Source organism: Deinococcota bacterium (assembly GCA_030858465.1).
GTDB lineage: Bacteria > Deinococcota > Deinococci > Deinococcales > Trueperaceae > JALZLY01.
This window is the reverse complement of the sequence record JALZLY010000289.1, coordinates 15,270-36,755: the sequence shown is the minus strand read 5'-3', so window position 1 is coordinate 36,755 and position 21,486 is coordinate 15,270. Positions and strand designations below refer to the sequence as shown.

Below are 21,486 nucleotides of genomic sequence, written 5' to 3'. Positions count from 1 at the left end.
TCATGCCCTCCAGGGCGACGACGCCCAGGTGATTGCGCGGGTTGGGCAGAGGCTCCAAAGGTTGCCAACCCGCTTCCGGAAGATCCAGGGACAAGACCCAGTGCTCTTGCCTATCCTCGCGTTCGGGGGTGTGGCCGCCGAAAAAGTGCAGGTTGCGGTCGAGGCGCACAAAACCACCCGAGCCGCGCGGTTCCGGCAATTCGGGCAGGTCGCTGTACCAGCGGTCCTCGTCCACGTTGTAGCGGTAGACGGTGCGCTCACCGTCTGAAATCTCTTCCCTGGGGCGGTTGTCATTGGGATTTTCGTAACCGCCCGCGAGATAGATGTCCTGTCCATCCACCACGGCTCCCGCGTGCGTCCAGGGCACCGGCATGTCGGCAAGCTGCCTCCACTGCCCATCGACCGGGTCGTAGGCATAGGCGGCCGTGGTGGTGTGAAAATCTGGAACAAAGGAGGTGTAGCCGCCGAAGATATAGAGTTCGCCGCCCAGCACGGTCCCCTGAGCTTCGGTCAGAGCAAGGGGCGCCTTGCCGGCCGGCGACCAGGCGATGGCCGTAAAGGGTTCGTCACCAGGGTCCTCACCAGACTCCTCGGGCTCGAGCAGGACCCGGACCGCCTCGGAGGCCGCGGACTCCTGGCCCGCCGCGTTCACCGCCGTCACCCGGTAGTAGTAGACGCCGGCTTCCTCCAGTTGATCGTCGGTATAGCTGCTATCTTGGTAGGCCTCAGCGGTGAGCCGCAAGGCTTCCGCGAGCGGCACGACCTCGCCAACGCTGCGGTAGACATGATAACCGACGACGCCGTCTTCCTGCCCCTGCCAGCGCAAGACGACCTGCCCGGCTTGAGCGGCCGCCTCGAGCCCGGACGGAGCGGACGGAGGAGGCTCCTCGGGAGTGGGCGCCTGTGGGTTGTCCGCCTGAGTGCAGGCGGCCAGCAGCAGGAGAACGGCCCAAGGCAGGAGAAGACGCGACCGGAGCGTGCGCCCAGCCGCCCTCCAAAGCCGATCAAGCTTCAAAGGCACCACACAAAGCTTGATCCGGTCCAGCGGCGCGGTAGCGCCTCTCTCGTTGCTCGTTTCATCCTCGAGACTCTCCTTATCACGTTGCAGTCCGAATCACAGCGCCTGAAGACGGTTGAGCTAAGTAAGGCGAGATGGCCCAGCCGGCGAAACCAACCCTAACATGTTACGAGCTCATGGCTGCCGGCTTGCCTCCGCCGCCGATGCGAATGGTGAGGACGTGGCGAAGAACCTGACACCTTAGGGCCTGTAAAAGAACAACCTCCCGACTTGCTGACTGACTTAGCCACCCGGATCACTCATCAGTCTCTTAGTGTATACCTCTAACGGATCAGGGGCAGTTCCGCTGAAAAGGGGAAGTCGTTTCTTTACAGGCCCTTAGGGTGCGGCAGGAACGCCTCGATAGGTGGCGTCGCTAAACCCCGGCGCTCCTCCCGTCGTGAAGATGATCTCGTTGCCGATGGCTTCGGCAACCCCTGAGCGCCGTTTCACGGGCAGATCGGTGAGCGCCGTCCAGGCATCCTCACTGGGATCATAGGCCCACACCTCGGCTACGGGAACGTTGTGCCTGATTTCGCCGCCGGCGACGATGATCCGCCCGTCCATCACAAAGGCAGCCGCCGAGATATGCGAAAGGGGGTTGGACAGGCTGGCGACCTCGCTCCATTCGCTCGTCTGCGGGTCCCACCTGCTCACCAGGCTTAGCGTCGTCGACCTTTCATCCTGTCCCTGCTGGCCCCCGATAGCGTAGATCTTGCCATCCAAGGTCAGCGCACTCAGGTGGTTGCGGGCCGGAACAAGAGGGCTTCCGGTGTTGCGCCAACCGGCAGCCTGGTTGTCGAGGTCCAGGACCCAGTGGTCGCTGGTGTCGCGGCGCCTCGCGTCGGAGCCGCCGAAAAAATGCATGTCCCGGTCCAGGACGGCCAGCCCTCCGGAACCTCGCGCTTCCGGCAAAGGCGGCATCTCCGTCCACACCTGACTGTCGACGTTGAACTTCCACACCTCGGTGGTAGCAAAGGTCTGCCCGCCTCCTTCCAAACCCACGTAACCACTAGCAAGATAGATGTCACGCCCGTCGACGGCGGCGCCCATATGCGTGAGCGGTGTGGGCATGGGATCGAGCTGCGTCCAGGTATTGGCGGCGGGGTCGTAAACGTCCACGTTGGAAAGTACCGTCACAGGCGTAAAGGAACTGTAACCACCAAAGACGTAAAGTTTTCCGTCCACAACGCTACCTTGAGCTTCGGAACGCCGTCCCGGAGCGGAAGCGGCAGAACTCCACGTCAGCCTTGTAAAGCTTGAGTCGCCAGGGTCGCCAGGGTCGCCAGGGTCGCCAGGGTCACCAGGGTCGCCAGGGTCGCCTGGATCTCCGGGATCTCCTGGATCACCGGGATCGCCGGCGGGCAGCGTGGCTATGGAGGCGACCTCCGAACGCCCCTCGTTGCCCCGGCCGTCGACCGCCACGACCACGTAGTGGTAGGTGGTCCCGGCGCTGAGGCCGCTCTGCGGCAGCGTGGTCTCGGTGATGAGCACGGTCTGACGGTTGCTCTCGTCCGCGACCTGCTCCGGCGTGCCCGCCTCGAGGCTGCGGTACACGCGGTAACCCATGACGCCGCTCGAGAGACTGGCTTGCCACGCTAGCATGAGCGAGGTCTGACTTACCTCCGCCGCCCGCACCTGCGTTGGCGCGGCGGGCGGGTCTTCTGGCGTACAAGCCAACACCAACAGCAGAACCGACAGCACACTTGCCCATATCGTTCGTCGCATCATCATCCTTGCGACCTCCTATTAGTCTTCAATCCTCAGAGTCTTCAATCCTCAGACTTCAAATCCTCGCGTCCCATGCTCGAGACGTCAGCTTCACCCAGTGTATACGGCTATGATGAAGGCTTTTGCAGTGTGACTGCCAAAGGGTGACTGCCAAAGGGTGATGACGTTCGGGTTCAGGGTTTCTTGAGCGCCGGCAGGGCGGCCTGCGCGAGCTGGATGTCCAACTCGAGCTCGCCGCTAGCGCGTTGCAACTCGGCGAAGAGCGACTCCCAGGCGCCGAAGCTGAGCAGCCGGCGCGTCCGCACGTCCTGCAGGGTGATCTCCAGGCCCTTGCGGTTTCGCCGCACGCGGACGATAAAGCTCGAGTTCGCGTGGCCGTCGGTAGTATCCCCCATAGAGCCAGCATACGCCCAGGGTGTCCCGCCAGCGTCCTCTCTGCGCTCCTTGTGGACTAGCCGCGTGGGCTAACCGCGCTCGTTGACGAGGTCGAGCAGGTCGGCGAGCGCTTCGTCCCGGCCCTCGTCGTCCCGCCAGCGTCTTCTGGCCTCCGCCGACAGCTGCGGGAAGTGCGGCTCGAGCAGCGGCCAGAGCCCGTCCAGCCGGGCTCTGACCGCCTCATCGCAGGCCGGGTGGCCGAGCGCGAGCAAGGCCAGCTCGAGCGAGCGCCGAAGGTGACCCTGGCCGGCCATCCGCGCCGCCAAGGCCGCGACCGCAGCGAGCGCCACGGTCACGTCGGGAACGCGCCTGGCGACGATGAGCGCGTGCTCGCCGCCGCCGTCCGCCGCCGCCAGCGTCAACAGCCGCGTGTCCGGCTCGGTGAGCAGGCCCAGCAGCTCGCTCAGCTCCGGGTCTTCTCCCGTCTCCTCCGGCCCCGCCCTCACCTCCGGCACGGCCGGCTCGGGCGGCAGGGCCCGCGCCCGGCGGATGCGTTCGGCCAGGGCGGAGGTCGCCTCGAGCGGCGCGAGGCCCAGCTCGCGCTGCAACTCCAAGGCAAAGGCGTGGTAGGCCCGCAAGGCCGGCTCGCGCCGTCCGCAGAGACAGGCGTTGCGCATGAAGCTCTGCAAGGCGTCCTCGGCCATCGGGTTGTCCCTGATCAGGCTCTTGGCCACGGCCGCGGCCTGGTGATGCGCGCCGGCGGCCTCGAGGTCGGCGGCGTAGTGAAGCCCGGCGCGCTGCCGGCTCGCCTCCAAGTCCTCGCGCTCGAGCTCGAGCCAGGCCTCGAAGCCCGGTGTACCGGCGGCGCTCACCCCGCTCAGGAGCGGGCCGCGGTAGAGCTTGACCGCCCTCTCCCAGCAGCCCTCGTCCAGGGCGGCGCGAAGCCGCGCCACATCGGTGTCTACCCGCCAGCGCAAGCGCTTGGGCTCGACCTCGAGGCCCTGAACCCAAGGGAGCCCCTTGGCCCCGCTCAACAGCTTGCGCACGTAGTGGCGCCCCGTCGCCTCGTCGGCGTCCGGGCGAAAGAAAAAGGCCAGCTCCTCCCTGCTCACCCAGTCGCCGCAGTAGGCGAGGTAAAAGAGCAGCAGGGACGGCTTGGTGAGCGGGACGTCGCACCAGCGCCCCTGGGCGCTGACCCGGGGCGGCCCCAGGAGCTGAAGCAAGGTGACCACCTAGAGCCTTCCCTCCTTGCGAGAGCGTTGCTTGTGGTCAGCGGCGCGTGGCATCATGACATCTCCTAATCGGCGAACCAGCCAGGGCGTGAGGGCTTCACGGTACCGGGTCGCGCTTAAGCCACGCTTAAGCTACCGTGGTTCCATGAAGGGCACTTTCACGGGGCACTTTCACGGGCGCTTTCACGGGACGCGGCACCGTGTCCGGCCCAACCGCAGGCTAACTCAGGTTCGCCCCAGCAGGCGTGCAAGGGTCACAAGCAAAGCTCCCGCGAACGTTCGCGGGAGCTTTCGCCGTCAGGGCAGACGAGGTTCAGTTCCTGGGCCGCAAGAGCGTGATCCTCGGGCTGGAACCGGCTTGGGCGAGCTCGAGGAAAGAAGCCTCGCCTTCTACGGACAAGCCCGACACCTGGCGGTTGAACTCGGAGACGTAGAGGTGGCCGTTGGCGGGGTTCTCGGTGAGCGCCAGCGGGTCCAGGAAACCGGAAAGGCCCGGCAGACCCTCCTGCGTCTCCACGATGGCGCCGTTCGCCCCCGGCGTCATCACCACGAGGTCGTTGCCGAGCGCGAAGCGGACCACCAGGAGCTTGCCCTGCAAGGCGCCGTCGAAGATATCGCTCTGGTATTCGATGACGCCGTTGGTCGAGGGGTTGAGACCGAAGTCGAAGGCGAAGCCGCGGTAGTTGGGGTCGGGCTGGACGCCGCTCCTGTACTCCCTTATCTGGTCGGGGGCAGTGGCGACATTGGTGGCGACATTGCCGCCGAAAAAGGCGTACTCGCAGCGCCTGGGGTTGGGATGGCCGTAGTAGCCGCTTTGCTCCACCCTGAAGAGAAAATCGTTCTGGGTGGTCGGTATGGAGTAGCCGTCACCGCGGGCGTCGTACTGGACGCCGCCGCCGAGGTTGAGCGACGAATCGCCGATGAAGGGACCCGTGTAGAGGCTCCCGTCGAGACGCTGGGTGCAGGCCTCAGGCAGCTCGCTCACGCTGGCCGGGCTGCGCGGGATGTTGCCGCCCGGCCCCGAGCCGTTGGTGGGCACGTAGAGCTGGCCGTTGGAGTGCCAGAGCAGATCGTAGGCGTTGCGAATGCCGCTGGCGTAGATGGTCAGCGGCGCGTTCGGCGCGAAGGGGTCGTAGCTGCCGCCCTCTTCGGTTTGGACGTTGAGCGGCCCTGAGCCGATCATGGTGTCGATCATATTGGTGTCGATGCGCAAGACGGCCGCGCTCAACAGCCGCTCGGGCCGGTAGCCCCAGGTCCGGTCCGGCGCCCCCATGGCGGTGTTGGCGCCTTGGGAGACGTACATGGCGCCGTCGGGGCCAAAGGCGATCGAGTTGGTCACGTGGTCCTTGGTCGAGCGCGGCAGGCCCACCACGAAGTCCTGGGCGGTCTCGAGGTTGGGACCGCTCAGCCTGGTGATCTTGCCCGTCCAGTCGGCGCCGTTTAAGGGCCTACCGCGGTCGTCGAAGCCGGGAAACTCGGTGTGGCTGGTCCACACCACCAGGTTGTCGGCGGTCGCGGCGGGATCGAAGGTGAGGCCGATCAAGAGGCGGGCCGCGCCCTCCTCGGCGGTGATGGTCTCGATCACCTGACGGGCGCCGAGCGTGCCGTCACCACTAATGTCGAAGCGGTGAATCTGCCCGAAGAGGGTGGCGCCGTAAAGCCTGCCGTCGGGGCCGACGGCGAGCTGGGTGTAGTGGGTATCGACGGTGCCGGGCAGGGCCACCTGCTCGAAGTCGACCGGCCCGGTCGGACCGCCGTTGCCGGCCCCGGTGGTAAAGGTGCTGCTGAAGGGGACAAAGGCCTGACCGCTCTGGTCCCTGAGGCCGCTGGTCACCTCGAAGCGGTACAGGGTGTTGGGCTCGAGTTGGCTTCGCGGCTGCAGGGTGATGGTGTCGAAGCCGCCGGAGGTGCCGGGGTTGGCAGGCACCTGCGCGCCGTCGCTGACGCGAACCAGCCTCACGGTCGCTTGGGACATCGTCTCGATGTCGATGCCGCTGTTGGGCAGGTCGGGATCGGCGCCGATGCCTCGGTTCAAGGGCACGTTCGTCGCACCGTCAGGGGGCCTTACTCCGGTCACCGAAGGCCGTGACAAGGCGCCCGCTCGAGGCGCCGCGCTGGCCGCGTTGGAGTTCGCCGATTCGGCGCCGCTACGGCTGACCGCCCTGACCACGTAGTAGTAGGTCGTGCCGTTGGTCGCGGTCTCGTCGATGTACACCGTCGGGCTGCCGGGGAGCAGGGCAGCGTTCAAGCGGTTGTCCACGGTCGCGGCAACCGCGCGCTCGGTGCTCCGGTAGACGTTGTACCCCGCCACATCGGCGACGTTGGGGGCGTTCCACTCGAGCATGACCCGAGCGTCTTCCGGACTCGCCAGCAAGCCGGAGGGCGCCGAGAAGGACGGCGTGGGGGGCAGGTCGCAAGCGCCAACCACCAAAAGCGAGAAGATCAGGACGAGAAGATGTTTTGCCTTGATAACTATCAACCTCCTATACACGCAGACAACCATGCCGGCAGTCCAAATGGCAAGGATAGTACATCACCGGGCGCGGCATTGAGAGGTAGCGCACCAGACCGTAACGCTCGAAGCCACGCTGCTCGAAGCCCCTATGCCCGAAGCTATGGTGCCCGAAGCTATGGTGCCCGAACGGGCAACCCTGCTCGTCCTCACCCGGCGCCGCCGGACTTGCCGACCGCCTCCTCGAGCGCCACCCAGGCGAGCGTGGCGCACTTGACCCGGGCGTGCAGCTTGGCGACGCCCTGCAGGAGCTTCAGGTCGCCCAGGTCGTCGTGCGGCGGCTCGCCGCGGATCATGTCCTTGAACTTGCGGCTGAGCGAGAGCGCCTCCTCGACGCGCCTGCCCTTGATCGCCTCGGTCATCAGCGAGGCACTCGACTGGCTGATGGCGCAGCCCACGCCGGTGAACTTGACGTCTTTAACGGTTCCTTCATCGATAAGGAGATGGAGCTCGAGTTCGTCGCCGCAAGACGGGTTGAGCCCCTCCTGGCGGACGGTGGCGTTGTCGAGCACGCCGCGGTTGCGCGGGCGCTTGTAGTGCTCCAAGATCATCTCCTTGTAGAGCGCTTCCAGCATGGACAAGGGTGCAGCCTCCCTGGGCCTGATGTCAGGCGAATTCGGCGAAAAAGTCGCGCGTCTTGACGAGCGCCTCGACAAAGGCGTCGATCTCCTCACGGGTGGTGTAGAGGTAAAAGCTGGCCCGAACGGTGGACTGGACGCCGAGCGCGCGCATGAGCGGCTGCGCGCAGTGGTGGCCGGCCCGCACCGCGACGCCCTCGCCGTCCAAGGCCGTCGCCACGTCGTGGGGGTGAATGCCGCGCAGGTTGAAGGCGACGATGCCGCCGCGGTCGTCGCCCTCGGGGCCATAGAGTTCGACGTCGTCGAGCGCCTTGAGACGCTCGAGGGCGTAGAGCAACAGCTCCCGGTCGTGCGCGAACACCGCCTCCATGCCGATCTCGCTCAGGTAATCGACCGCCGCGCCCAGGCCGATGGCCTCGGCGATGTTGGGCGTGCCCGCCTCGAAGCGCATGGGGATGTCGGCGTAGGTGCTCTTGTCCAGGTAGACCCTGCGGATCATCTCGCCGCCACCCATAAAGGGCGGCATGGCGCGGAGGACCTCCTCCTTGGCCCAGAGCGCGCCCGCGCCGGTCGGGCCGCACATCTTGTGACCCGAAAAGCAGTAGAAGTCCGCGTCCAGTGCCTGCACGTCGACCGGCATGTGCGGCGCCGCCTGACAGCCGTCTACCACCATGACCGCGCCGGCGCCGTGCGCGGCCGCGGCGATCTCGCGGATGGGGTTGATGACGCCCAAGACATTGGAGACGTGGCCGATGGAGACGAGCTTGGTCCGTTTGCTCAGCAGGGCCCCCAGCTCATCAATGTCGAGGCGGTGGTCCTCGCGCAGGGGGATCGCCTTGATGAGCGCGCCGGTGCGCTCGGCGATGAGGTGCCAGGGCACCAGGTTGGCGTGGTGCTCGGCCTCGGAGAGGACGATCTCGTCGCCGGGCGCCAGGTTCTTGCCGCCCCAGGCGTTGGCGATCAGGTTCAAGGCCTCGGTAGCGTTGCGGGTAAAGACCAGCGACGCCTCCGACGGCGCATTGATAAACCCGGCCACCCTCTTGCGCGCCGCCTCGTAGAGCTCGGTCGCCTCCACCGAGAGGGTGTGGGCGCCGCGGTGGACGTTGGCGTGGTGCCGCTGGTAGTAGTCGGTCATCGCGTCTAAGACCCTCTGCGGGCGCTGCGAGGAGGCCGCGCTGTCTAAGTAGACGAGCGGCTTGCCGTGGACGCTCCGCGTCAGGATCGGAAAGTCCTTGCGAATATGAGCGGGCTCGAAGGTCATGGCCCCACTCTAGCACCGGCCCGGCGCCGAGGTCAGCCAATTCATAACGATTCCGAAAAAGACCTGCCGAAAAAGACCTGACGGAGCCGGCGACCAGAGAGCCGCCAACAAAGTAGGGGCTCTTTGGCAGCGCCACTCAAAGAGGGCCGACCAGGCCGGTGTGACGGTTGCACCCCGAGAAGCAACGGCCCTCCCTAAGATGAAACGCAACGGGTCCGTGACACAGTCACCAAAGCAGCAGCGCCAAGCAGCAGTCGACAGGTAGCTAAGCCAACGCGTAGCCAAGCCAACAGCAATCAAGGAGGACGCTTCAGATGAGCAGATCCATAGTGAGAACGATCATGAAAAACGACCTGACCAACGACCTGACAAAGGCCGCCGAAAACCTGTCCTACTATCGCTACCTTCTTCCTTTTGGAAAGACACCCGAAAAGAAGTTCGTCGTCCTGATGCACCCCAGATCCGGTTCAACCCTGCTGAATCACCTGCTTCGCCGGAGTCCCGACATCCACTGCGACGGCGAATTTCTTATGCGCAGAGTGCTGGCTCCCCATCTCTACGCCGAGGCCCGGAGCAGAAAGGCCAAAAAGCCCATCTACGGCTTCAAGATGACCTCGTGGCAAATCACCACCAAGCAGAGGCTCGCCAGCCCCCGGCAACTCGTGCTAAGGCTGCATGATCAGGGCTGGCACATCATCTACCTGGAGCGGAACAACATCTTGCGTCAGTCCATGTCTCTGCTCTTCGCCAAACACAAACAGGCGCTCGAGCCCGGAAAGAGGGGCCTCTTTCACCACCGGGCTTCACAGGGCCCCCTCAGGCTGGAAAAGATCCACGTCGACTGTGATCTCCTGCGGTGGTACACGGAAAACCGGGAACGAGAGATGAAGGATTCCAGGCAAGCGTTGGTCGACCTACCCCATTTGAGCCTGGTTTACGAGGAGGACCTGCTCAGGGCGGAGGATCATCAGCGAACGGCCGACAGAATCTTCGACTACCTCGGCGCGGCGAGGGTCGAGGTGGCCACCGATCTGGTCAGGACCAGCACCGACAGGCTGGCCGACATGATCGACAACTACGACGAGGTCGTGAGCGTCCTTGCCGACACGAAGTACGCCGCCATGCTCGACGACCACAGCCAGGAGTCGACCCTGCAGGTTGCCTGAGCGGCCAAGCTCGAACGCTGCGGGTAAAGCTTCGGGGTTAGACTGGTCGGCGTGCTCCTGCGCGCGCTCTCGCAGCTCAACTACCGCAACCTGGTCACGCCCCGGCTCGACTTCGGCCCGGGCGTCACCGCCGTCGTCGGCGGCAACGCCGAGGGCAAATCCAACCTGCTCGAGGCCGCCTACTTAGGCTGCAGCGGCGACCTGCCGGGGGGCAGGATCGCCGAGGTCATCCGTTTGGGCGAGGAGGAGGGCTTCGTGAGCGCCCGCGTCGAGCGCGCCGACGGCCTCGTCACCACCCAGATCGGCCTGGCGCCGGGTAAGAAGCTCATCCGTCTGGACGGCCAGACGGTGCGGGCGATGGAGCTCGCCCGGGTCTCGGCCGCGGTGCTGATCACCCCCGAGGACGCGGGTCTGGTTCACGGCGCGCCGTCCTTGCGGCGCGGCTACCTGGACAGCCTGCTGTCGCGGCTGTCGCTGCGCTACGCCGTCCTCTTGCGCGAGTATACTCGGGTGGTGGAACAGCGCAACGCCATGCTCAAGGGGCCGGTAGACGAGCTTGGCCTCGAGGTCTGGAGCGCGCGCTTCAGCGAACTCGGCGGTGAGATCGCGCGCCTACGCGGGCGCGCGGTGGCGCGCATAAGCGAGATCGCCGGGGCGACCTACCGCGACATATCGGGCGGGACCAAGGCGCTCGGCGTCGCCTTGCGCCAGCCCTCGGACAAGAGCCTGGACGAGGCGCTCCACGAGACGCGCTTTGACGAGCGTGCGCGCGGCGCCACCGTCGTCGGGCCTCACCGCGACGACCTGCTCCTGGAACTCGGCGGCCACGCCCTGGCCGCCTACGGCTCGAGGGGCGAGGCGCGCACCGCCGCCCTGGCCCTGCGCGTCGCCGAGTACCGGCTCCTGGGCGAAAAGCACGGCGAGGCGCCCGTCTTGCTGCTCGACGACTTCACCGCCGAACTCGACGAGGGCCGGCGCGCCTACCTCCTGGCCCTGACCGAGGCGACGCCGCAGGCCCTGGTAAGCGGCACTGAGGCGCCGCCCACGTACAGCCGGCTGCTGAGCATTTCGGGAGGCGGCCTCCTTGGCGACTAGGCCCAGCCGGGTGGGCGACCTGATCGGCGAGGTCTTCGCCCGGGGCGGCATGAAGCGCGGGGTAAGGCGCGCCGAGGCGGTCCTCTTGTGGCCGCATGTCGCCGGCACCGGCGTCGCCAAGTTTTCAAAGGCGGCCAGCCTGAGGGACGGCGTCCTCTTCGTCGAGGTGCCCGACTCGGAGACGGCCATGCACCTGAGCCTGCAGCGGCAGCGCTTTCTGGACGTCTACCGGGGCAAATTCGCGATCAAGGACGTGCGCGAGATCCGCTTCAGGGTGGGCCGGCGCGCCGAGCCTGAAGGTGTCCGGGAGCCGCCGGGGCCGGAGATCCCCGCGGACCCCAGGGCGCTCGCGCTCCTGGCGAGAGAGCTCAGCAACCTCGACTTGCCCGACAGCCTTGCCCGGCCCACCCTGCAGGCGGCCAAGAGCATGCTCGCCTACCGGGCGCGGCGCCTGGCCGACGGCTGGCGGGCCTGCCCCATCTGCGCGGCGCTGACGCCGGCGGGCGAAGTCTGCGAGACCTGCCGCCGCTACGGCGAGCAGGAGCGGGTGAGGCGGGCCGCCCAGCGGCTCGCGGTACAGCCCGACGAACCTACCCCGCTCCTCAGCGCCGAGGAGCGCCAGGTCGCGGCCTACCGGGCCAGGGGCTACCTGGAGGAGCAGCTCTCCGAACTCCTGCCGCAGGTTCTGGCCGATCCCGCCATGAAGCCCTTTTTTCTCGCCGCGGCCCGCTGCTACCTCGCGCACGAGCTCGGCAAGCGGCTAAGCGAGGTGGACGACGACGACTTCGACCGCTTGGACGGCCGCATCGCGCGGGCGCTGGGGCGCTGGGCTTAGCGTCCGGCGTCAGCATCCGGCGTTAGAATCCGGCGTTAGAATCTAGGCTATGGCTCACCTCATCCTTCCCTTCGGCGAAGCGCTCGAGCTCGTGCGCGGCGTCCGGCCCCTGCCCAGACAGCTCAGGAGCGCGAGCTGCCGGGGCGACACCATCCTCCTCAAGCTCAACCCCGAGGGCCTCTTGCCGGGCTTTTTGCGGGCCTTCAGCGCCGACATCGCCCTGGCCTTGCGCTTTCGCGAGTATTCGAGCGGCGTGGCCCGCTTCGACCTCGAGACCAAGCTGTTCTCGCTGCCGGCGACGAGCCTGGTCAACATCGTCTTGCGCCTCGTCTCGCGCGTGGGCGCGCGCGGCGTGCGCCTCGAGGCGCCCAAGGCGCCGGGCGCCTCCCCCAGGCTCAGCATCACCCTCCAGGCGCTTCTCGACGAGCACATGAGCGGGGTGCTGCTCGAGGCCTTCGAGGTCAGAGACGGCGCCTTCGTCGTCACCGCCCGCGTCGAGGGCTTCAGGCCGCGGGGCGCTCCCGCCACAAGCGAGGCCGCGCCGGCACCGGCCCCCGAGGAGGCGTCGTGACGCCGCTCGTCCTCATCGTCCTGGACGGCTGGGGGCTCGCTCCCGAGGGGCCGGGCAACGCCGTAACCCTCGCGCGCACCCCCAACTTCGACCATTACCGGCAGCAGTATCCTCACACCGAACTCCAGGCCTCGGGCCGCGCCGTCGGCCTGCCGGAGGGGCAGATGGGCAACTCCGAGGTCGGCCACATGAACCTGGGCGCGGGCCGGGTGGTGATGCAGAGCCTCACCTATATCCAAGACCTCATCGAGCGGGGCGCCTTTTTCGAGAACGAGGCGCTCGATAGGGCCTTTGGCCTGGGCGAGGGCCGGGCCCTGCACCTGATGGGCCTAGTCAGCAGCGGCGGCGTCCACAGCGACCTCGGTCACCTCTTCGCGCTCTTGGAGCTCGCGGCGCGCAAAGGCGCCGGCCCCGTCTACGTCCACGCCTTTACCGACGGGCGCGACGTGCCGCCCGATAGCGGCAAGGGCTTTGTGAGCGAGCTCGAGGCCCATATCGGCGGGCTCGGCTGCGACGACGTGATGCTCGCCACCGTGAGCGGCCGCTACTACGCCATGGACCGCGACGGGCGCTGGGACAGGGTCAAGCTCGCCTACGACGCCATCGTCTGCGGCGAGGCCGACCATCAGGCGAGGTCCGGGGTGGAGGCGGTGCGGGCGGCCTACGAGCGCGGCGAGAGCGACGAGTTCGTCAAGCCGACCGTCCTGATAGACCCTTTGGGCAAGCCGCGCGGTCCCGTCAGCGACGGCGACTCGGTCATGTTCTTCAACTTCCGCGCCGACCGCGCTCGAGAGCTCTCCTACGCGCTCCTAAAGGAGGACTTCGGCGGCTTTACGCGCTGCCGGGTCTTGCGTGACCTCAACTACACCTCGCTGATGAGGTACGCCGACGACATCGACAGGCCTCACGCCTTCGAGCTGCCCAAGCTCGAGCTGGGGCTGGCCGAGGTCTTGAGCGCGCACGGCAAGCGGCAATACCACAGCGCCGAGACCGAGAAGTACCCGCACGTGACCTATTTCTTCAACGCCGCGCGCGAGGTCGTTTTTGAGGGCGAGGAGCGCCGGATGGTGCCCTCGCCCAAGGTGGCCACCTACGACCTCCAGCCCGAGATGAGCGCGCCGGAACTCAGCGAGGCCACCCTGGCGCGCCTGAGGACGCACGACGATGACTTCATCCTCATCAACTACGCCAACCCCGACATGGTCGGCCATACCGGCGTCCTGGCGGCCGCCGTCAGGGCCTGCGAGGCGGCGGACGAGGGCCTGGGCAGGATCGTCGGGGCGATTCTGGACAAGGGCGGGGCCGTCCTCGTCAGCGCCGATCACGGCAACGCCGAGGTGATGATCGCCGAGGGCGGCGGACCCCACACCGCCCACACCACCAACCCGGTGCCGCTCATCGTCGTGGGCGGGCCCGGAGGCCTGAGGCTGCGGGGCGGCGGCAAGCTGGGCGACGTCGCGCCGACCATCCTGGCGCTCATGGGCCTGCCCCAACCCGAGGAGATGACGGGGCGCTCGCTGCTCGAGCCGGAGGCCGGGCTCAGGGCGCGGTGACGGGCACGGTGATGGGCGCGGTGACGGGCGCGCGCTCGACCTCGAGCCTGAGGTTCTCGCCGCCGCGGAGCACGTCGAGGCGCGCGATACTCCCCCGCGGCCCCCTGGCCAGACCGGTAAAGGTATCTACGCCGATGCCCCGAACATCGGCGCCGTCGAGCATCAGGATCACGTCACCGACCCTCAGCCCGGCCCGCTCCGCGGGCCCGCCCGCGATCAGCTCGGTGACCTCCATGCCGAGCTCCCTGGGTTGGAACACGATGCCCAGGCCGACGTAGGTCTCGTCGCCAAAGGCGAACAGCCACTCGCTCGCTTCCGGCGCGGCGGCGACCCGCTCGAGAAAGAGCAGCGAGCCGTCGGACAACCGCTCGAGCCGGGCGACGATACTGTTCCAGCCCGGCTCGAGCGCGACGTCGACACCGTGTGCCCAGGCCTCGGCGCGGCAGAAACCGCTCACGTGAACCGGCTCGTCGGCGTAGGCGTAGGTCAGGTAGGCGTCTCCGGCCTCGTAAGCGAAATCCGGCGACTGGTGCCGCGCAAAGCCGAAGAGCTCGCCGTCGCGGTACACGACCAACTCGGTGATGAACAAGCCTCTGGCGTCCTCCGGCCTCACCAGCAAGCAGTCGTCCATGAGCGCGGCGACGCGCGACAAACTCTCCGCCTCGAAGTGAGCGGGCAGCTCGAGGCTAAAGGAGCCGTCCGCCGCGACCCCGCCCGTCGCCACAGCGTCCCCTTCGGCCCCGCCCGGCTGGGGCCGGGGCTCGCCGTAGAGCCAGACGGCAAGTGGGCCGGGCCGGCTGCCGCCTGCCGCGGCCCCGCCCCTTGCCACCCCGCCCCTTGCCACCCCGTCTCCTTCAGCGCGGCGCAGGTGGGGCCGGGCCTCGATGGTCGCCTCACCATAGACCCAGTTCAAGATGGTGCCGGACAGCATCAGCGCCGCCGGTGCCTCGTCTTGGGCCGGGTCTTGGGCCGGGTCTTGGGCCGGGTCCTGGGCTAGGGCGACCCCGGCCAGCGATAAGCAGATCGAGAGCGTCCAGGTCAAGAACATGATAGAGCGCTTCACAACGTTGCGACCTCCTTGACAAGTCTATCAGCGACAAGCCTATCAGCTTACGATAAGCGACGCCCGCGGGACCGACCGCAGCCCTTACCCGAATCTGGCCTCCAGCTCCTCGGCCGCCGGCTCCTTGCGGAACTGGTGCTCGTAGAGCACCCGGTAGAGCCCGCCCTCGTCCAGCAGAGCCTCGTGGCTGCCCTGCTGGACGATGCGCCCGGCCTCCAAGACGAGGATCTTGTCGGCGCCGCGGATCGTCGAGAGGCGGTGGGCGATGACGAAGGTGGTCCGCCCCGCCATCAGGCCGCTGAGCGCCTCTTGCACCAGCGCCTCGGACTCCGAGTCGAGCGAGCTCGTGGCCTCGTCCAGGATCAGGATGCGCGGGTCCTTCAAGATGGCCCGGGCGATGGCGACGCGCTGGCGCTGGCCGCCGGAGAGCTTGACGCCCCGTTCGCCCACCACCGTCGCGTAACCGTCGGGAAAGGCGGTGATGAAGGCGTGCGCGTTGGCCGCCTCGGCCGCGTTCTCGAGGGCTTCATCCGTGGCCCCGGGCCGGCCGTAGCGGATGTTCTCGGCGATCGTCCCCGAAAAGAGCTGCGTCTCCTGCGGCACGATGCCGATATGGCGGCGCAGCTCGTGCAGGCTCAGCTCGCGCAGGTCGACGCCGTCCAAGAGGATGCGGCCTTCCGTGGGGTCGTAGAAGCGGGGGATGAGCGCCACCAGGGTGCTCTTCCCCGCCCCGCTCGGCCCTACGAGCGCCACCACCTCGCCGGGCGCGGCCGTGAGCGTGATGTCCTTTAGGACATCCGTCTCGCCGCGGTCGCCGTAGCGGAAACGCACGCTCTCGAAGCGAACCCTGCCCTGGACCGCCCCCAGGCCGGCGGGCTTTTCGGGCTCGGTCAGGTCGCTCCGCTCGTCTAAGAGGTCGAAGATGCGCTGCGAGGCGCCGAGCGCCTCCTGGAACTGGCTGTAGAGGCCGGTGAAGCTACCCACCGCCCCGGCCACGAACAGCGTGTAGAGCAAAAAGGTGACCAGCTCGCCGCCCGTGATCGCCCCGGCCACGACCAGCCGGCCGCCGTACCAGAGCACCACGCTGACGCCGCTGAACATGGCGAAGATGACCCCGGCGATAAAGAGCGCCCGGAGCCGCGCCCGGCGCAGGGCCACCCGGTAGGACTCGCCGACGGCCGCCCCGTAGCGCCTCTTCTCGAGCCCCTCGGCGGTAAAGGACTGCACCACCCGGATGCCGACGAGCGCCTCCTCGGCGTTGGCGTTGGCCTCGGCCACGCGGTCTTGAAACAGGGTGCTGATCTTTCTCAGCCGCCGGCCGAAAAAGGCCGCCGCCAGGACGATGACCGGCACCACCGCCAGCATCAGGAGCGTCAGCCGCAAGTTGGTGATGAGGATGATGGCGACGCCGCCGACGAGCAGAAAGGTCTGGCTGACCAGTTGGGCCAGGGCCACCGACACGGCGTTTTGCACCACGGCCACGTCCGAGGTGAGCCGCGAGGTGATCTCGCCTATCTTGCGCGTCTCGAAAAAGCGCAGCGGCAGGCTGATGAGGTGCTCGTAGAGGGCGCGGCGCAAGTCGGCCACCACGCCCTCGCCGACGAGCGCCAGGAGGTAGGAGCGCAGGTAGTTGAAGACCGCCTGCACCGCGAAGATGAGCAGCAGCAAGAGGACGACGCGGTCGAGCCTCGCCAAGCTGTCGGCGCTAAAGACGGTGTCGAAAAAGCGCCCGGCGAACTGCGGAAAGACGAGGCTCAAAGCGCTCGAGACCGCCACCGCAAGGATGGCGACGGCGAGCTCGCGGCGGTAGGGCCGGGTGTAGCCGAGCAGGCGCTTAAACTGGCTCAGCTCGAGGGGGCGGCGGGGCTCATCCCCCTTGGATGGCAGGGCTCGAGGACGGGTGAACACGGCTCAGTCTACGCCCCGGCGGGTCTATGGGGATGTTACGAGCAGCAAGAGGGCTGCAAGAGCGCGAGGCTTCGGGATTGGCAAATCCATGACAACGGTTAGAATCGACCGCTTCGGCCGCGTCCTCATCCCCAAAGGGGTGCGGGAGCAGTTGGGGCTCGAGCCGGGGAAGCCCTGACGCTCGAGGTCAGGAACGGGCGGCTGCTGCTCGAGCCGGAGGAGCGGCCGGTGCTGGTGCGCAAGGGGCGGGCGCTGGTCTTCGATGTCCCTGGCCAGGACGACATTCGCGCGGCGCTCGAGCTTCGCTGAAAGGTCGGCTGCGCTGATGCAGGCAGCGGCGAGGGGCTCCTGCTACGATGTTCCTGCTACAGTGCTCCTATTTTGCTACAATGTTCCTATGTGGCGAAAACTTCAACGCAACGTGCGGCACCGTTGGGTCGGCGGCGTGTGTAGCGGCTTTGCCCGCTTTATCGGCCTGGACATCTTTCCCGTTCGCCTGCTCATCCGCTTTCTGTTCGTCGCCTTTGTGCCGATGTTCTGGTGGGTCTATTTGATTCTCTGGATCTTGCTGCCCGCCCAGAAGCTCTACGAGGCCGAGGAGGTCGTAGAGGAGCGGCCCAAGTCCGTCTATCGGCCGCAGGTGAGGGTCGAGGTGAGGCGGCTCGAGTTCGATGACGTGATCGAGATGACGCGCGACAAGGTCTCCGAACGGGTGTTTCAAAAGGTCAGCAGCATCGACGCCTCGGTGCGGGCGCTGCTCCCGCACTTGACCTGGTGGCGCAGCCTAGTGCGGCCGGAGTTGGCGGTGGTCAAGCGCTCGGCGCTCGAGTACTTCCCGCAGGCGCTCCAGCACTACCTGACCCTGCCCAGGGACTACGCTGAGAACCACAGCCTGATGGACGGCCGCACGCCCGAAGAGAAGCTCTTGGCCGACTTGAGCCTCCTGGAAACCACCCTCAAGAACGTGCTCGAGGGCGTCTACAACAACGAAAAGGCCAGCGTCCCCGCCGACCTCAAGCGCTTGGGCGAGCGCCTCGGCATGAACGACCCGCCCAGCGACGACATCGGCCGCACCCTCGACACCCTCGTCACGCGCGTCCGCGGCCGGGTGCCGGACGACATCCTCGCCAAGGTGATGAGCCTGCGCACCGCCATCACCGCGGTCGTGCCGCAGATCTCGGAGATGGGCGCGGGCACCACCCGCGAGGCCTACAACGTGCGCCAGACCGCGCTCGAGTACCTCCCCGACGCCCTCGACAAGTACCTGAGCCTGCCCGAGGGCTTCGCCGAGACGCACGTCCTCTCCAACGGCAAGACCGCCAAGGAGACGCTCTTAGAGCAGCTCGAGCTGCTCGATGAGACGATGAAGGACATGGTCGGCGACGTCTACCAGGAGGACGCCGATGCGCTCCTCATCCACGGCCGTTTTCTCAAGGAGAAGTTCGCCGGCCACAAGTTCACGCTGCCCGCGGACGAGGCGCCCGAAGGGATCAAGTTCCCCGAGGTGAAGCTACCCGAACGTGAAAAGGTGAGAATTAAACTCTGACCGCTGCGCGTTCGGGCGCTCCAAGACTTGCCCAGCCGTTGACTCTAGCAGCGCCAAGAAATCCTCGACCGTCATTTCCGTCAATGCCCACCACGAGTCGCGCCGCGTCCTTCAAGGGCGCCTGCTCCTCAGACGGCTGATCCGCCCCGTTCGAACCGCGCCAGCAGATACGCCGCGTCCTCACCGGACAGGTCCGGAATATAGTCTCTCAAGAACTCCCTCTCGAGGTGTGACAGACAGGGCTCTCCTTCGCGCAGCCGGCGGATGCAAGTGGGGTCACGCGCCAACAGGCGCCGCACCGCGTCGCGCGCCCGGGCGTAACTCGCCAGGTTGGTCAGAACCGGGACGCCCAGGTGCTCCAGGGTGTAGTCCTCCGCAAAGAGGGTGGCCAGACCCTCCTCCAGGTTGTTCGCCACACGCCGGCCGGTCGGCGACAGCAGGTGAACGACCTCGTGAGACAGCTGAAAGACGAGCCGCGGGACATCGCCTCTGGCCTCGAGTCCCAACTGGATCACCACGTGCTTGCGGTCGCCCGGATACCAGATCCGGGGGTAGGAGCGGACGAACTCCCAGCCCGCCAGGAAGTAGGAGGGGTCGCGGGGCCCGAAGCGCGCCTCCGCCTCGGCCAGGGCGTGCGAGATCCTCGAGGCGACCGTCCAGGTGTAGCCGTTTCCCTCGGGCAAGGGCGAGGCTATGATGGGATGCACCGCGGCTCAGGGCTCCAGCTCGTCGTCACACTTTGGGAGCGACAAGTTCTTGACGGCTTTCTTAAGCAAGCGGCTGGACCGCCAGGATGTGGCAGACTTCGATCCCGTCGTCCAGGTCTTCCCAGTAGATCGCGTAGCCATCCGGCTCGAGCGACCCGTTCGTCACACTCCAGCCTGTTCTCCCGGCACTATCACCGGCACCCCCAACCGCGCCAGCTTGCGTTCAAAGGTCAGCACCGAAGCGCCCCTTTGCCGCGCCAGCTCGCACAGGAGGACATCGGGATAGTCCAGCTTGCTTTGTGGATAGGCGATGAGCGCGTTGACTACCGCGGCTTCATCCACCACCTCAAATACCGCTAGCGAGAGCACCTTCCTTAAATCATGGGCGGCCTGAGCGGGAGTCATGGTGTAGATCTTACCCTCCAAGACGAAGATGGCTTCACAGATATGGGCGGGATGGATCACGAGCGCTTGCGGTGAAGGTGAGCGTTCCAGGGCTTCGAGGTAGGCTCGAGCCGCGTCATACATAGGGCTTGGGCTTTTGGTGATGAGCCGGAGCAGGATGTTGGTGTCACCCAAGTTGTTTGCATGCGCGATAGTGGAGACTAGCGCCCCTTGGCGCGCCGCTCACGGGCGGACATGCGTTCGGCTTGGAGGAGATCGTCACCTTCGAGGTCCGTTTTGGGTCTTCGGACAGCTAGCGCGTCCAAGACTTCGGCGGCTGTGCGCCGGGGTAGGAGCAGCAGCACGATGCGGCCTTCCTCTTCTACAAAGGCCACCTTATCGCCCTCTTGCAGACCGAATGTTTGGCGAACCTCTTTAGGAATGACCACTTGTCCCTTGCTGCTGATGCGAGACTGATGCATGATTTCATCTTACCAGAAATCTTCTGTAAGACAAAACCATCAAGTAATAAGACAAAACCATCAAGTAAGATGAGGATAGTGCCCTTATTGCCATGACCGCTATGCTGGGATGCTGGGGCAGGTTGTGCCTACCAGGACAGGCTTTGCTGGCGACGGAGGTCCTGCTGATGGTAGCTATGTCAGAGCTTCAGCTCGTCGTCCGGCCTCGGCAAGGTCAGGTCCCTGGTGGCCTCCTCGACCTGCTCGTCGCGGACGCGGTCCAAGTAGGTCCTGGCCTTGTCGATCTCGCCCGAAAGGGTGTCGACCGTCCGCCGCATGGTCTCCAGGGCCGCGCTCTTGTAGTCCGAGATGGTGTCCATCGCCGCGTAGACGTTGTTGAACGACCGCTGCAACTGCTCGACGTTGACGGTGGCGCTAGCGGCCTGGGTATGCACCTCGGTGGACTGCTTCTTGAGCATCTCCGAGGTGGACTCGATCAGGTTGCCGGTAGTCCTATTGAGCGCCGCGATCTGGTCCAGAACGAGCTTCTGGTTGGCGAGCCCCTGCGACACCGTCACGGCGGTCCTGAGGGCCGAGATGGTGGTGGTGGTGGCGCGGTCGACGCCCTTGACGAGCTCTAAGTTGTTCTTGCGCACCACGTCCAGGGCCAGGTAGCCCTGGATGCTGACCGCTAACTGCGTCTGCAGGTCCTGCAGCTTCTGGCGAACGTAGAAGAGCATCTCTTCCCTGACGACGCGGGCCTTTTCGGGCTCTTGCGCCTGGAGCTCCAGGGCTCTAGCCTCGAGCGCATCGTCGAGTTTCCTCGCCAGATAGATGTACTGCTGGAGCCGGTTCATGACGTCCCAGAGGTGCACCTTCTCCTGCTCGATGGCGGCGTTGTCCTTGCGCAGTTCGTCCTGGCCGTGAAAGAGCGCCTCGACGATCTTGTTGATGTGCTCCTGCGAGGACTGGTACTTGAGGAAGTAGTCCTGCACCCGGTTGCCCAAGGGGATGACGCCGAAGAGCCGCCGGGGCGAGAACAGGTCGCCCTGTCGCGAGGGATCGAGGCCTTCGATCACCTTGCGCAACTCGACGAGCGTCTGCGACACCTTGGATTTGCCGTCCAGGGCTCCCTCCTTGAGGGCGTGCATGGGGCGCTCGAGCATGCGGTTGGAGACGCTCGCGGCCTTGCGGATCTCATCGCTGCCCAGGTTGTGGATGGCCATCACCTTGGTCTGGAAGGCGTCGCTCGGCGCGGGGGTGCGGATCACGTTGTGGACGAAGGCTTCGATCTTCTCGTCGAGCAGCGCCTTCATGCCTTCGTCAAGCCGGATCATGCTCTCGGCCTCCTCTTTGGCCACGGGAGCGACCGCCTTGGGAGGGGTGAGCTCCTCGACCTGCGGGGGTTTCAGTTCTTCGGGCATCCTGGTCCTTTCCGTAGTAATCCGTAG

At 66.4% G+C, this 21,486-nt stretch carries 20 protein-coding genes; 7 read left to right on the top strand and 13 right to left on the bottom strand.

All coding sequences use genetic code 11. The annotated features are described in order from the left end of the window. The 7 genes from M3498_14550 to M3498_14520 form a co-directional block, all read right to left on the bottom strand. The coding region (locus M3498_14550) for a hypothetical protein (protein ID MDQ3460499.1) at positions 1 to 1,015 on the bottom strand (1,015 nt) is incomplete at its 3' end. A 381-nt stretch (positions 1,016 to 1,396) separates the two neighbouring features. Then, the gene (locus tag M3498_14545; GenBank protein ID MDQ3460498.1) at positions 1,397 to 2,662 is read right to left on the bottom strand and encodes a fibronectin type III domain-containing protein; all 1,266 of its coding nucleotides are present in this window, start codon (positions 2,660 to 2,662) and stop codon (positions 1,397 to 1,399) included. Between the two features lie 299 nt (positions 2,663 to 2,961). Beyond that, on the bottom strand, positions 2,962 to 3,183 hold the full coding sequence (locus M3498_14540) for a hypothetical protein (protein MDQ3460497.1): 222 nt from the start codon (positions 3,181 to 3,183) through the stop codon (positions 2,962 to 2,964). A gap of 69 nt (positions 3,184 to 3,252) precedes the next feature. After that, positions 3,253 to 4,395 carry a hypothetical protein gene (locus M3498_14535; GenBank protein ID MDQ3460496.1) on the bottom strand — a complete coding sequence of 381 codons (1,143 nt, stop codon included), beginning with the start codon at positions 4,393 to 4,395 and terminating at the stop codon, positions 3,253 to 3,255. A 313-nt stretch (positions 4,396 to 4,708) separates the two neighbouring features. Beyond that, on the bottom strand, positions 4,709 to 6,874 hold the full coding sequence (locus M3498_14530) for an Ig-like domain-containing protein (GenBank protein ID MDQ3460495.1): 2,166 nt from the start codon (positions 6,872 to 6,874) through the stop codon (positions 4,709 to 4,711). A gap of 182 nt (positions 6,875 to 7,056) precedes the next feature. Beyond that, a complete protein-coding gene (locus M3498_14525; protein ID MDQ3460494.1) occupies positions 7,057 to 7,482 on the bottom strand; it encodes an SUF system NifU family Fe-S cluster assembly protein in 426 nt (141 codons plus the stop codon). Positions 7,483 to 7,513: 31 nt separating this feature from the next. Beyond that, a complete protein-coding gene (locus M3498_14520) occupies positions 7,514 to 8,746 on the bottom strand; it encodes a cysteine desulfurase (GenBank protein MDQ3460493.1) in 1,233 nt (410 codons plus the stop codon). A gap of 314 nt (positions 8,747 to 9,060) precedes the next feature. Here M3498_14520 and M3498_14515 point away from each other — a divergent pair, with 314 nt between their 5' ends. Genes M3498_14515 through gpmI form a run of 5 tightly spaced genes read left to right on the top strand, consistent with a single transcriptional unit; the run spans position 9,061 to position 13,966 of the window. After that, positions 9,061 to 9,912 carry a sulfotransferase gene (locus tag M3498_14515; protein MDQ3460492.1) on the top strand — a complete coding sequence of 284 codons (852 nt, stop codon included), beginning with the start codon at positions 9,061 to 9,063 and terminating at the stop codon, positions 9,910 to 9,912. A 51-nt stretch (positions 9,913 to 9,963) separates the two neighbouring features. After that, on the top strand, positions 9,964 to 11,007 hold the full coding sequence (gene recF / locus M3498_14510) for a DNA replication and repair protein RecF (GenBank protein MDQ3460491.1): 1,044 nt from the start codon (positions 9,964 to 9,966) through the stop codon (positions 11,005 to 11,007). Further along, positions 10,997 to 11,842, top strand: a complete 846-nt coding sequence (locus M3498_14505) for a DUF721 domain-containing protein (GenBank protein ID MDQ3460490.1) — start codon at positions 10,997 to 10,999, stop codon at positions 11,840 to 11,842. The genes recF and M3498_14505 overlap by 11 nt, the downstream gene beginning before the upstream one ends. Positions 11,843 to 11,891: 49 nt before the next feature. Next, the gene (locus M3498_14500) at positions 11,892 to 12,413 is read left to right on the top strand and encodes a hypothetical protein (protein MDQ3460489.1); all 522 of its coding nucleotides are present in this window, start codon (positions 11,892 to 11,894) and stop codon (positions 12,411 to 12,413) included. Beyond that, on the top strand, positions 12,410 to 13,966 hold the full coding sequence (gene gpmI / locus M3498_14495) for a 2,3-bisphosphoglycerate-independent phosphoglycerate mutase (GenBank protein ID MDQ3460488.1): 1,557 nt from the start codon (positions 12,410 to 12,412) through the stop codon (positions 13,964 to 13,966). Before M3498_14500 ends, gpmI begins: the two co-directional genes overlap by 4 nt. On the opposite strand, the gene M3498_14490 is transcribed toward gpmI, so the two are convergent. Both M3498_14490 and M3498_14485 read right to left on the bottom strand, forming a co-directional pair. Continuing rightward, positions 13,953 to 15,029, bottom strand: a complete 1,077-nt coding sequence (locus M3498_14490; GenBank protein MDQ3460487.1) for a PDZ domain-containing protein — start codon at positions 15,027 to 15,029, stop codon at positions 13,953 to 13,955. The genes gpmI and M3498_14490 overlap by 14 nt on opposite strands. 84 nt (positions 15,030 to 15,113) lie before the next feature. Beyond that, complete coding sequence (locus M3498_14485) at positions 15,114 to 16,937, bottom strand: ABC transporter transmembrane domain-containing protein (protein ID MDQ3460486.1); 1,824 nt, start codon at positions 16,935 to 16,937, stop codon at positions 15,114 to 15,116. Positions 16,938 to 17,025: 88 nt separating this feature from the next. Here M3498_14485 and M3498_14480 point away from each other — a divergent pair, with 88 nt between their 5' ends. Together M3498_14480 and M3498_14475 are read left to right on the top strand one after the other, a co-directional pair. After that, positions 17,026 to 17,115, top strand: a complete 90-nt coding sequence (locus M3498_14480; protein ID MDQ3460485.1) for an AbrB/MazE/SpoVT family DNA-binding domain-containing protein — start codon at positions 17,026 to 17,028, stop codon at positions 17,113 to 17,115. Positions 17,116 to 17,334: 219 nt separating this feature from the next. Further along, positions 17,335 to 18,483, top strand: a complete 1,149-nt coding sequence (locus tag M3498_14475; protein MDQ3460484.1) for a PspC domain-containing protein — start codon at positions 17,335 to 17,337, stop codon at positions 18,481 to 18,483. Between the two features lie 128 nt (positions 18,484 to 18,611). Here the strand turns inward: M3498_14475 and M3498_14470 are convergent, their stop codons facing one another. The 4 genes from M3498_14470 to M3498_14455 all read right to left on the bottom strand — a co-directional run bounded on the left by M3498_14470 (position 18,612) and on the right by M3498_14455 (position 21,459). Continuing rightward, positions 18,612 to 19,166, bottom strand: coding sequence for a hypothetical protein (locus M3498_14470; protein MDQ3460483.1), 555 nt, complete (start codon positions 19,164 to 19,166; stop codon positions 18,612 to 18,614). 186 nt (positions 19,167 to 19,352) lie between these two features. Beyond that, a complete protein-coding gene (locus M3498_14465; protein ID MDQ3460482.1) occupies positions 19,353 to 19,769 on the bottom strand; it encodes a PIN domain-containing protein in 417 nt (138 codons plus the stop codon). A 26-nt stretch (positions 19,770 to 19,795) separates the two neighbouring features. Further along, positions 19,796 to 20,056, bottom strand: a complete 261-nt coding sequence (locus M3498_14460; GenBank protein MDQ3460481.1) for an AbrB/MazE/SpoVT family DNA-binding domain-containing protein — start codon at positions 20,054 to 20,056, stop codon at positions 19,796 to 19,798. Positions 20,057 to 20,235: 179 nt separating this feature from the next. Next, positions 20,236 to 21,459: a toxic anion resistance protein gene (locus M3498_14455; GenBank protein MDQ3460480.1), complete on the bottom strand. Its 1,224-nt coding sequence runs from the start codon at positions 21,457 to 21,459 to the stop codon at positions 20,236 to 20,238. Positions 21,460 to 21,486 lie beyond the last annotated feature (27 nt).

Excerpts from the sequence above, each read along its gene's own strand:
- M3498_14545 (MDQ3460498.1), bottom strand. The coding sequence starts at position 2,662 with ATGCTAGCGTGGCAAGCCAGTCTCTCGAGCGGCGTCATGGGTTACCGC.
- M3498_14540 (MDQ3460497.1), bottom strand. The coding sequence starts at position 3,183 with ATGGGGGATACTACCGACGGCCACGCGAACTCGAGCTTTATCGTCCGC.
- M3498_14525 (MDQ3460494.1), bottom strand. The coding sequence starts at position 7,482 with ATGCTGGAAGCGCTCTACAAGGAGATGATCTTGGAGCACTACAAGCGC.
- M3498_14520 (MDQ3460493.1), bottom strand. The coding sequence starts at position 8,746 with ATGACCTTCGAGCCCGCTCATATTCGCAAGGACTTTCCGATCCTGACG.
- M3498_14515 (MDQ3460492.1), top strand. The coding sequence starts at position 9,061 with ATGAGCAGATCCATAGTGAGAACGATCATGAAAAACGACCTGACCAAC.
- M3498_14500 (MDQ3460489.1), top strand. The coding sequence starts at position 11,892 with ATGGCTCACCTCATCCTTCCCTTCGGCGAAGCGCTCGAGCTCGTGCGC.
- M3498_14480 (MDQ3460485.1), top strand. The coding sequence starts at position 17,026 with ATGACAACGGTTAGAATCGACCGCTTCGGCCGCGTCCTCATCCCCAAA.
- M3498_14475 (MDQ3460484.1), top strand. The coding sequence starts at position 17,335 with ATGTGGCGAAAACTTCAACGCAACGTGCGGCACCGTTGGGTCGGCGGC.
- M3498_14460 (MDQ3460481.1), bottom strand. The coding sequence starts at position 20,056 with ATGCATCAGTCTCGCATCAGCAGCAAGGGACAAGTGGTCATTCCTAAA.
- M3498_14455 (MDQ3460480.1), bottom strand. The coding sequence starts at position 21,459 with ATGCCCGAAGAACTGAAACCCCCGCAGGTCGAGGAGCTCACCCCTCCC.